This is a genomic window from Pseudoalteromonas peptidolytica (assembly GCF_012641745.1).
Classification (GTDB): Bacteria; Pseudomonadota; Gammaproteobacteria; order Enterobacterales; family Alteromonadaceae; genus Pseudoalteromonas; species Pseudoalteromonas peptidolytica.
This window is the reverse complement of record NZ_WEHZ01000014.1, coordinates 91,844-104,641: the sequence shown is the minus strand read 5'-3', so window position 1 is coordinate 104,641 and position 12,798 is coordinate 91,844. Positions and strand designations below refer to the sequence as shown.

Below are 12,798 nucleotides of genomic sequence, written 5' to 3'. Positions count from 1 at the left end.
TTCTGCCTGTCCGATTACCAAACCTTTTAGCCTTCAGCCAAAAGCCTCTCCACTTCTTCTTCTGAAAGCATTTCTATTTCCGCTAGCAACTGCTCTGTTAGCTGTGCTTCATCAGCAGCCTGACGTTTCTGTCGCGTTTCAATCAAGTTGGCCAGTTTTGCAATAGTAGGCGCTTGAAAAACATCTTCAGAAGAAATTTCCAATTGTTGCTTTTTAGCACCTCCAACAATCTGTACTACTCGAATAGAATCTCCACCCAAGGAAAAAAAGTTATCGTTTATCCCTATTCGCTCAACCTTTAAGCTCTCTTGCCAAATACTCACCAACTGCGCTTCAAGGGGCGTATTAGGTTCTACATACGCAACGTTACTAAGCTTTGAATCTGCATGAGCCAACAGCTTTTGAATATCGACTTTACCGTTGGTGTTAAGCGAGAACGCATCTAAGGTTATCACTTTGTCGGGTATCATATAGTGTGGAAGAAATTCCTCTAATTGATACGGTAGCGTTTCCTCTAGATCCTGCTCTGGAGTCTCTAGAAAAGCACAAATCGACAATTTGGATAGTTGATTTTCTCGAGTAGTAACCAAGGTATTCTTACCGCTAACTTGACTAATAACGCGCTCAATCTCATCTAGCTCAATTCTATAGCCATTAATCTTAATTTGTCGATCATTACGTCCTAGAAATACTAACTCTGCACCTTGTTTCGTGCGATTTAACTTCGCAACGTCACCCGACTTATATAGTCGCTTATCCTCGCCAGCTATACGCACTGTCAAAAAGCGCTCACGCGTGAGTTGTTCTTTTTCAAAGTAGCCGGCAGCAAGTCCTGTACCACCAATATAAACTTCACCAGCAATACCATAAGGTGCAACTCGCAAGGCGTTATCTAGCACATACATTTGCATATTGTCGATTGGCAGACCAATTGCAGCGTTGCCCTTACCACCACGCTCTAATCTAGCTACACAACAACCTACAGTTGCTTCTGTGGGGCCATATTCATTGAACACCTTGATATCTGGGTTGTGTTGGAACAAAGGAGCCAAATCTTCATGCTGTAAGGATTCGCCACCAACAACCAAATGGGTTATACAAAGGCTTTCCAACTCCCCTGAGGCGAGCCAGCTGTTTACTAGCTTCAGGTGTGATGGGGTAATTTTAAGTAAGTTGATATTTTTGATATCAACCAGCGCACGTTTAAAATCATCAGTCTCATCGCCCTCAACCAGCTGAACGCTGCCACCAACAAGTAAGGGAGAAAACAACGAGGTTACAGTCAGGTCGAAGCTTATGGCGGTATGAACTAAGCTGTTACCTTGATGAGATAAGTAATGCTTAGCTGCATAAGATAAATAATTTGCGAGCCCTTGACGAGTTACTTCGACCCCTTTTGGTTCACCTGTAGAACCAGAAGTATAAAGTCGATATGCAATATCAGTGTTGTCAGTGATATCTTGCAGCAAGACCTCAGAACATTCACTAATACTTTGCCATGCCGAATCAATATCAAAGACCTTCGTGTCGTGACATACGCTATCTAGCACCTCTACACAGGAGTGCTTCACAAACGTGCATTTGAGACCTGTCAGCAAACGCTCTAGACGTTTACCCTTTGTTTTAGGGTCAATGGCGCAATAGCTAACTCCTGAATATATAGATGCAAGGAGAAGTACAAGTAACTCATAGCTTCGAGGCAACATCACACCTATCGTGTCGCCACGTCCGTAGCCATGGGATGTTAGAAAGGTTATACATTTACCCACATCAGAGCCTAGCGTGGCATAATCATAACTAACCTCACCATTTGTTACAGCGATATCTTTTGCATATGCAGCAAAAGAGTCAGAAAACAGACTCGTCAAGTTAGGTGCGGTAGATGGTGTAGGGTTAAGCTGTGACAGTAAGCTTTGCTCTTTTTCAGCATCTAAAAGCTGAGTCGCCAACAGTGCCTTATCGTCATCTTGATGAGACAACGCACATGAGAGCATATTAGCTAAGTCTTCAATCTGTTCTGTCGTGTATTGATCTTCTGCATAATCAAACTTGGCCACTCTTTTGCCATTTTCAAAACAAAGCAACTTTAGCACAATGCCTTGATAAGTATGGCAACAGTCTAGATCTACAATAACGAACTCAGCCCCTTCAGAAGCCTGCACATTGTGAATTTGTATCTCTTGAAAAGCAAATGCCATAGAACTACTGATCGCTTCAGGTGCATATAATTGATACGCGCTGTTCGCCTTGAGCTTATCGGCGAGTTGCAACGCAACATCTTTTACAGATTCAGTTTCACCTATGGTTAGCTGTAGAGGTAGCGCTCGCGCATACAAGCCCACTGCATCTCGAAGCTCTGGGTTCACACGACCGTCTAGTACCACATTGATAGATAATGGGTTGTTCCCCGAGTACTGAGCCAATACACCAGCCCACTGCGCTAGAACAATATTACTTTCGACTGAATCAGGTAATCCAACTTCATAATTACCACGCTCAGAAGGTGCTTGAATATCCTCGACTTCATTTTCATGATATGACCAAAATTCGGTAGCTTGATTGTCTTGTTCAATCATTTCTTGCTGCCAAAGTCCATAATCAATATATTCTGTTGAAGCCAATGAGGGAGCTTTACCATTGTACCGAGAAACTAATTGCTTAAAGATATTCTGTAAACTCTGGCTATCTGTAAACAATACTGGCACACGGATAGCTAGCTGATGTTTATCAATCGCGAGTGCTGTTAGTGTCGCATGAACGCCGTAGCTTCCACTTGTAGGTATTTGATTATCATCACCCTCTGGCGTCTCCTGCCATATTAATTTAGGTGATACGACACTCTGTCTTGGCTGATGATACAGCTCATCATGTACCAGCTCCATACGCAGTGATTCATGTTCATTAATCACTTCATGTAAGCTGTCTCTAAGCCGCTGTCTATCAATAATACCATTGATGATTATTGACACTGAATTATACTTTTCAGTTACAACCTCCGGGCGTTGAGCCCAGAGGTTGCGTTGCTGAATTGTCATTGCATAACAATTTTCGTTCAAAATATTACCCTTAGCTTTCAAATGTGATTAGGTTGCCCATTGATACAAGAAGCTTTCTGTCACCTTTATACGGGTTTCGCCCATGAGCCATCATGACATTATCGACTAATAAAGCATCGCCGTCCTGCCAAGCAAATGACGATTCAAGCTTTTTATATAGCGCTAATAAATCTGATACAAACCCATCTTCTATTTTGTCCCCATTACCAAAATAGCAGTTACGAGGATATTCACTTTCGCTGTAAACAGTCGCTATTGATTGCCTAGTATTGTCATCCAAACAAGAAAAGTGCCAATGCTGGATTTGAGCTACCCAATAACATTTATTTTCTTGGTCTGTTACAAAAGCAGGTCTTACCGCATAAGTCCGCAGCTTGTCTTTCTCTAGCCATTCAAAGCGGATGTTTTGCTCTTTACATTTTCTTTCAACAATTGCTTTATCGGTTGTACAGAATACGCTCTCCCAACCTAAGCCTACATCATCAGTACGAGAATAATTTCGAACATACATCACACCATGCTGTTTAAACTTTTCAACAACCTCAACAGGTAAAGCTTGATAAACCGCATTCGTGTCTACCAGTGGCGTTTCTCCCCCCTCAAGGGCGGCGACTTGGCACCCAAACATAATTCGAGAAGGCCATGTGCTATTAAATGTATTTTCATTGTGCCACAACAAATGATGTTCGCTCGAGTACTGAACTGGAGTCTGTACAGTCGCGTGACCATCAACTGGATTGTGCTCGCCATTATCTTCAACTAAATCACTGATTAGCAGATTCGCTATGCTGGAGAAGTTTTCTACTGATCCAACATTGAAATTTCTAAATAGAATAGCACCATACCGTGAATAATAAGAATCTACAATAGCTTTATTGCTATTTATCCAATTCCTTAAGTTCACACCAGGCTGTGAAGCACTGATAGACATTGGCTCACTGATGTTGCTTGGGGGCGTTAATACAATCGCAGAACCGTTATTATCCGCCCCCCTGCGGCGCCCTGTTATCTTAAGTGTTGACTGTTTTTCTAGTAGTGCATTTTCTTGATTCTGCCGTTGTGTCGCAAGATTTTGTTGCAGAGAATTAATTAACTCACCTACCTTTACTGTATCTGCGCCTGCCGCAATCTGTCTTAATGCAGCTTCAAAGCTTGCCAATAGTTCATCAACTCGCTTTTCGCTTATCACATTCGCATTATAGACAAGCTTACCTTTTATCGTATCTGAATACTCTAATAGACCTAGTGTTAAATCAAGACGAGCTTTGGGCTCACCGATATCTAAAACTTCACAATGCACGTTTTCTAATGCAATTTCGGTGTCTGGCGCTTGATCTAAAAATAGCTTGATCTGAAAAATCGGTGACTTTCTATTTGCTTGCGTTCCTCTTAGATGATTGACAACTTTTTCAAATGGCACCTCTTGATTACTCAACACATCTAAGGTGTTAGATTTAACCTGATCAAGAAATTCTGAGACCTTGCTGTCATGATCTACAGCATTTCTCAATGCCACCTGATTTACAAAGAAACCCATTGTATTCTCAAGTTGATAATGCTCACGATTTGCCACATCTGTCCCGATAACAATATCTTTTTCTCCAGTTAATGCTGCAAGCGCAAGATTGAATGCGGTTTGAAGCAGCATAAATGGTGAAAAGTGTGTCTGATCACTAAATCGTCTTAGCTGTGACGTCAAATCAGCGCCTAACTCATACTGTTGGGAGCCTGTAATCACGTCACCGGCTTGCGGTACAGACTTATCACTCAGTGCTAGCATCGTGTTTGGCATATCTGCCAAATACTGTTGCCAAAAGCGTAGCTGTTGGAGCTCATCTTTACGCGTATCTCTTTGCCAAACGGCATAGTCAATATAGCTTACAGAATCGCAGGTATCTGTAGTAGATTGCTCATTATGTCCTTGCTCATAGAAGCGACACAACTCACTGATGAACAGACGCGTTGTCCAACCATCAGTAATAATGTGATGGAAGTTAAGCACCAAAATAAACTTCTCTGGTGAGAGCTGTAATAAACGAGCCCGCCATAAAGGCGCAGCAGATAAGTTAAACTGGTAAGCTTCCTCTTCGGTAACTACTTTATTGATGGCATCCGGCTGTTCAAACTCCGGTAGGTGGTGCAGCGGCTCAATTGGTAATGCAACAGTTCCAATTGCAGCCAGTTTTTGATGAGGGATGCCTTTTTCTACATCCATCATAATCGCAGTGCGCAGTACCGCATGTTTTTCCACCACACAATTGATTGCTTGCTCAAGCTTCGCAGTATTGAGCGAGCCAGTTAAGGCAATAGCTGCAACATTATTATACCTAGTGTGATGGTTATCTATTTGATCTGCTAGCCATAAGCCTTGCTGAGCAAAAGAAAGCGGCCCCTCTGTTGCTGATGTATTACGGATTATTGCCTCTTGTTTATTCCCACCTGATGTATGCCTATCGATCAAGCTTGCCATCTGCTCTAATGAATCTGCTTCAAACAGATCTCGCAGTGAAAAGGTTACATCAAAGTGGGCCTTGATCCGTTTATACAGACTGGCCAATTTTAATGAGTGGCCTTTTAGTTTGAAAAACCCGTCTGTTTTGCTCACGTGTGAGACACCAAGAACGTCACACCACATTACCGATAGCTCTTGCTCTGTTTTAGACTTTGGTAGCTCGTATGTTTGCACCTCGTTTGCGACAGTAAACTGATTAGCTAACGCCTTTCTATCCACTTTACCACTTGGTGTTTTCGGAAGTTGCTCAAGTAGCTGAATATAATTAGGTACCATGTAATGCGGTAGCTGCTGCTTTAATATTGTCAGCAAACTTTGCGTATCAACACTTCCGCCATCAATTACCTGCACAAACGCTTCTAATGTGGTCATATCTCCTTTGCCACTAATCATAGCGACTGCTGCAGAGACATCAGCCTGTTGCTCAAGGATTGATTCAATTTCGCTCAGTTCAATCCTAAATCCACGAACTTTAACTTGAGTATCCTTTCGACCAAGATACTGCACACTTAAGTTATCTCGTTCACCGACCCAACGGCCCATGTCTCCTGTTTTGAATAATCGACCCCAAGGTGAGTCTATAAAGCTCTGGCTATTTAAATCATCACGAGCAATATAACCAGTTGAGAGGCCGGCACCACCAATATAAATTTCTCCCTGCGCGCCTTGTGGGCTTAATGAAAGGTTCTCATCAAGAATATACAAGTCTGTATTCAAGATAGGCTGACCTAACGCAACAGACTCGTCACGACTAATTTTAGTGCAAGATGACCAAATAGTCGTTTCTGTTGGGCCGTACATATTCCAGGCATCACTCGTCACATCTAACAACTGACGCTTCAGTTGTGTTGGCATGCTTTCACCACCACAGAGCGCACGAATGCTGTTAGGGAGGTCAATACCGAAATTGAGCAATGCACTCCAAGTTGAAGGCGTCATTTGTAATACGCTGGGTTTGACATCAGAGATGGTGTTCGCCAATGACTCAATATTAGCTAACTGAGCGTTTGAGCCAATCACACAAGTTCCACCTGATACAATAGGCAAAAAGAGCTCAAGTAGCGCTATATCAAAGCTGTATGGTGTAATGGCAAGAATGGAGTCGTCACGGTTAAACCCAGGCTCTACTTGCATACTCATCAAGAAGTTTACAAAGCTTCCATGTGATATTTGAACCCCTTTAGGCTTTCCTGTACTACCCGATGTGTAAATTGCGTATGCCAGTTGCTCTTGCTCTAACTTTTTACTGGCAGCAGCTCTACTGAGATGCTCAGTTTCGCTTATACGGCATACTGTGACCTCATCTCCATACTGGCTTGCCTGAACACTTAGCGTGTCACTACAAATCACTAAACGCATGTCGCTATTTTCAACGATATATCCCAATCGCTCAGCTGGATAGGTAGGATCTAAAGGAACAAACGCACCTCCCGCTTTGATGATCCCTAACATGGTGATCAATATATTCTCAGAGCGCTCCATCAAAATACCGACAAAGTCTCCTTGTACAAACTGAGAAGACTGGAGCAGCATATTTGCCACTTGGTTGCTTCGAGCATCTAGGGTTTCATAGCTAAATTCCATCCCTTCGCATTTGATCGCCGTTTTATGGCCAGATACCTGAACTTGCTGAGCAAATAAGTCTTTCACAGATGTAGCAGCTAAATCGCTTTTCTTACCTCTACTGTGACTTAAGATAGCGTTTTTATCCGCTTCACTTAGATATGAAATATCCTTTATTGGACTTAGCCACTGCGCTTGTAGCGATTCTAATAGGTATAATAGTTGCTCACCAATTTTGTCAATTGTACTTCTGTTATATAAGTCCTGAGAATACTCGATTTGTAGTTCAAGCCCACCAGCATCCGTATTGGCAAAGTCAAAAGTTAAATCAAATTTGGCCGATATTTGTAATGGCTCTATCAGCTCGGCATCACACCCTGCAAAGTCAATATTATTATTTAGGTCAAGATAGTTAACTAATACTTGGAATAGGGGGTTTCTGCTAAGGTCTCTGTCAGGCTCAACGAGCTCTACAACCTTTTCAAAAGGCAGAGCTTGGTTGGACTGTACCTCTAGCATCTTCTCCTGTGTTGTTTCAAGAAAACGGCCAACCGAACTGTCTTGAGAAATACCTTTTAAATTAAATGCGACTGTATTTAAAAATAGTCCAACAGTATCTTGGATTTGAGATTGCTCTCGATTTGCAACCGGGATACCCAGACAAAAATCCGTTTGATTTGAATATCGTTGTAAAAGGAGATGAACCGCACTGATTAACATACTAAATACGGTTAATTGACGGCTATCACATAGAGATTTTAAGGAATCAAATTGTCCTTTGTCTAGATTGAAAAGTACTCGCTCCCCTTTACCTGACAGTACTTTAGGTCTTGGGTGATCTGTTAGCATTTCTAAGTTTTGATAGCCACTTAATTCCTTATTCCAAAACTTCACTTCATTAGCTAATGTCTTCTCGTTGATAAAGTCGCGCTGCCACTTCGCATAGTCAGTATATTGAATGGCAGGATGCACGACCTCCACATCTTTTTGTTGTACAAAATCTCTATAGCTAGACGTGATATCATCAAGAATAATATTCAGAGACAACCCATCTGCCACAATATGGTGCATACATAGTCCTAATACCCATTTATCTTCTGCAAAACGAACAAGTAATGCACGGATCAAGGGCAACTCACCAAGGTTAAATGGTTTTTCAACCCAGCTTTCTAATGTCGCTCTATAGCTTGATAGATCAGTAATATCAGCCTCTATAGACATATCTAGCTGTTGTAATGGAAGCTGAATATGTGGCTCCACAATTTGGCAAAGTCGCTCGCCTAACTCACTAAACTTAGTTCGCAGCGAATCGTGTCTTGCTATTGTGTAAGCAATGGCTTTTTCCAAAGCCTTAGTATCAATCTGGCCACTAATCTTAACAAAGCCTGTCATGTGGTACTTTGTACTTTCACCAATTTTATCAAGGAAGTACATTCGCTCTTGACCATAAGATAAAGGAATATCCTCTGTGCCGCTGAGCGGCTTAATCTCAGGCAACTGAGTTTGTTTACTCGTCGCTTTACCTTTTTTCTCATCAATAAGTGCGGCCATCGACGCTAAGCTTTCTGAATCATATATTTCTTTAATTGTCAGCTTAACTTCCAATGCGTCACGAATGTTTGCAATCATCCTCATTGCTTTGAGAGAGTTTCCATATAGCCCAAAAAAGCTACTATTGATACTCACCTTGTCTTGTGAAAAGACACTCTCCCATACCTTAGCTAATACAGCTTCTGTTTCTGTTGTTGGCGCAAGGTAGGGTCGACTTTCTTCCTTTTGATACTTATCTATTTCGCTTACCAAAGCTTTTCTGTCCACTTTTCCACTCGGTGTCATCGGAAAGCTTTCAACCTGAAATAGTGCATTGGGTATCATATAGTCCGGCATTTTGCTTTTTAGCGTGTTCTTCAGCTGCTCTACATCTATTGTGGCAGCTTCAGCCGTGAAGAATGCCATAAGCTCAACACTATCTGCATCACCGTTCGATGGGTGTCCTATAACAACCGCCTCTGTAACTCCTGCAATAGCATGTACCTGCGATTCAATCTCACCAAGCTCAACGCGATAGCCCCGAACTTTCAACTGCGCATCGTTTCGGCCGGTGAAGTAGAATAAACCATCTATGTCGTAATACCCTCTGTCACCTGTACGATACAATCGCTTCCGTTGTGAGCCAATTTCACAGGTTACAAACTTAGCACGTGTTTCTTCATCACGGTTTATATAGCCTTTAGCAAGGCTCATCCCACCTAAATATAGCTCGCCAACAAAGCCTGGGGGCAAAGGGTTCATTTTTTCATCTAAGATATAAGCCTCCCTTCCCTGTAACGGCTGCCCGATTGAGATAGCGTTACTTTGGTCGCGACCAACTTCATGCGCCAGTGCCGTTACCGTTGCTTCCGTTGGGCCATAAGCATTTATTAATCTGACAGTGTTTTCAAATAGCTCGTTCCAACTATTCGCTTTGTCAGCTACCATCCGATCTCCACCGACGATCATGAGCCTTAGGCTACTTACCTTTTCAAGTGATGGTAAGTTTTGCCAATCATCAACCACATGATTCCAATATGCTGTAGGTATATTAACCACGCTCAACTGATACTGTGCAATCTTTTCAGCTAACTCAGCAGGACTCCAAACAACGGGCCCTCTAATACATAGTGTCGCTCCACTCGCCAACGCAACATAGATTTGTTCAATAGATGGATCAAAGTTTGCTGGTGCAAATAAGAGCGAACGATCAGCTCCGCTCATTTGATAGTACTCAATCATGGATAATGTATGTGCTATCACTGAGTGATGTGGTATTAAAGTTCCTTTTGGGTTCCCTGTCGAGCCAGATGTATAAATCATATAGGCATCGTCATCTTGACAATATTCATGATTTTTATTGTATGCTATTGATTCACAGGGTTTATTAACCGTAATCAGCTGTAAGTTGTATTTCTCTAGCTGTTGTTGATCATCTGCTAAACAAATAACCTTGCTGACGTTTGAATCTTCAATCATGTATTTGATGCGTTCTTCTGGGTACTCAGTATCCAGTGGTAAATAGACTGCATTTGCTCTTGAAATCCCTAACATAGCAGCGATCAGTAAAAATGAACGCGGTGCAAAAACGGCAACTACTTCCCCTTTTTCTACCCCATTGTCATCTAACTTTTGCGCAATAGCATTCGCCCAATTACCCAATTCTTGATAGCTAAGCGTGTCCGAATCATGCTCTAGTGCCACTTTATCGGGGCATTGTTTGATTTGCTCTGCAACTAGTTGGTGGATCGCTTTGTTTACTGTATTGCCTGTCGATGTTTTAACTTTGGTATTATCTAGCGCTGCTTCTTCTAACTCGAATATCGGTATATTGTGCAACCCATCAACTTGTGCTGATAACAAATAACGCATTTGGGTAATAAACGCATTGTTTATTTGTTGGATTACTTGTTCAGTATAAGCATTACTGTCAAAGCGCCAACATAGCTCGATATTATTGTCGATGTTTACTTCGGCATGCAAAGCTAGCTTGTGTAGAGAAGGAGCCAGCTGGATATGTTTAGGGGCCCAACTTAACTCGCTGTTGGAACAAGTAAGTGTAGAGGCGCTGTTATAAAAAGCGAAACCGATATCTAACGATTCCGATGCTTCTTCTCTCCAACACTCAGGCCATTTATAAAAGTCTTGCCAACTTTGAATAGAAGTTAACTGCCTAGAAAGTTGCTTAACAAGTGGTAAAAATGATTTAAACTCAGTGATGTCCACACAAATTGGTATGTCTTTTTGAACTATACCCATGACACTTTGTAGCTGCTCATCATCTCTCCCTTCAACCCTGAATGAGACAGCTTGATTGGATTGCCCACTCATGCGTGAGACAATTAAAAGCCACATCGAGCAAAGCACGTCTTGAGCCCGCAAATCATGTTGTGAACAATACGCATTAAGCTGCTCTGTATACACACTAGGTAAGTTAACAACTTGACTGTGTTGGGTGTACGCACGCTCTGTTGTTGGCTCTTCAAGCGCAAAGCTAAAACGTGGGGAAAAGTCTTTGCAATAATTGCTCCAGAACTTGTTTCCTTCAAAAGCATCATCTGACATTTGAAGCTCATCTAACCATGCTGCATAGTCGATATACTGTAGAGGCTCCTCCAGTTCAGGACACCCTGATCCGTGTATAGCATCGTAGCAATAGGACCACTCTTTTAGCATAGTCATTACGGCTTGGTAGTCCATAGCCAGGGCATGACAGCAAAGAATGATATGATGCTTATTCTCGGCTTCTTTTACTAAAGAGATATATACTGTGCTGCTATTACCACTTTTTTGGAACTCTTCATTTTGTACTTTAGCAATCTCTGTTAGCGACGATTCACTCAATTCATGCTCGCTCCATTCGAGGTTTGCTCCCGCTAGCACTTGCAGTGGGTACTTCATCCCTGGAATAACAGTGTAATCTGTCTGAAAGATCTCATGCCTTTCCACGACAGTGCTTAAAGATTCTTTTAAAGCAGCAATATCTACACTACCTTTAAGCTCTACTACAATTTGTGCACCAGAGCGATCATGCTCAAGTATTTGAAAAAGATCCCTCTGCTGTGGTGAAGTCAGAAATCCATCAGACATAATTTTCTCCTAATTATTATTATTAAAATTCAGGTCTTGAATAAAGGTCAGCCATGGCTACACGTACTTTTCTTGGGCCTGTAAATGCCTCCCTTCCGTGAACAGAGAGCACATTATCAATAAGTAGTACATCCCCTTTTTGCCAATCAAACATTTTCTTTTCTTTTAAATATGCTTCTTTCAAGTGTCTCGCTACATCATCTGGGATCCTTGTACCGTCACCGTACAAGGTATCAAATGGTAGCCCTTCTTCACCCACTTGACTTAACATGCTTTCAAGTACAAACGGTGGCAAATTTGCACGATGCCAGAAGGCAATGTGATTGAACCAACATTCTTCATTAGTCTGCGGGTGAATAATCGTGGCAGAGCGAGTTTGGCTAGTGAAGAGGCCGTCGTCTTCTTTCCATCGAAAGTCAATTTGATTCACACGGCAGTATTCTTCAACTTCACTTTTAGAACGTCCAGCGAAAGCATCTTTCCAATCATATGCCAAATACTTTCCATAATTTCGATGTAGTGTCCAGCCTACTTTTCTAAACTTATCTAATACATCTGGGTCTATATGTTGCAATATACGCTTGCTGCAACCTATTGGTGTAGCTCCCCCAGTGATCGGCTCTTCTTCACAGAAGAACCATACTTTTAATGCGAATGAAATTGACGCTGTATTTTCATTGTGTAACGCGATAGTTTCATCATCTGGGTACAATGTTGAAGTAAACACATTATTCGCGATCGTCTTTCTGGGTGAAGAACGTTCTACATATTCAATTAATTGATACTGTGAGTCTCGAACATATTCAACAAACTCCTTATCACCATAAACATCAAAGCCTCTAAACAATATTGCACCATGCTGCAAAAGTTTTTGATCAATAAAGCTTTGGTTCGTACGAGTCCAATCTTTAAGGCTAACGCCTGGAACCTGGGGGGTGATTAACAGTGCATAAGAGTCACCTTGAAACAGTTCAGTGCAAGCCACTAGATCTAAACTAGAAATAGGAGCTTGACGACTTCTTGTTATTGTTCTTTTTGCCATTTTAG

Annotated in this window: 3 protein-coding genes; all 3 read right to left on the bottom strand. The window is 41.9% G+C overall.

The genetic code is table 11. The features are described from left to right. Positions 1 to 26: 26 nt before the first annotated feature. A complete protein-coding gene (locus F9Y84_RS11140; protein WP_167508203.1) occupies positions 27 to 2,969 on the bottom strand; it encodes an amino acid adenylation domain-containing protein in 2,943 nt (980 codons plus the stop codon). A gap of 97 nt (positions 2,970 to 3,066) precedes the next feature. Then, the gene (locus F9Y84_RS11135; RefSeq protein WP_147388741.1) at positions 3,067 to 11,751 is read right to left on the bottom strand and encodes a non-ribosomal peptide synthetase; all 8,685 of its coding nucleotides are present in this window, start codon (positions 11,749 to 11,751) and stop codon (positions 3,067 to 3,069) included. A gap of 22 nt (positions 11,752 to 11,773) precedes the next feature. Then, positions 11,774 to 12,793, bottom strand: coding sequence for a TauD/TfdA family dioxygenase (locus F9Y84_RS11130; RefSeq protein WP_161972749.1), 1,020 nt, complete (start codon positions 12,791 to 12,793; stop codon positions 11,774 to 11,776). Positions 12,794 to 12,798 lie beyond the last annotated feature (5 nt).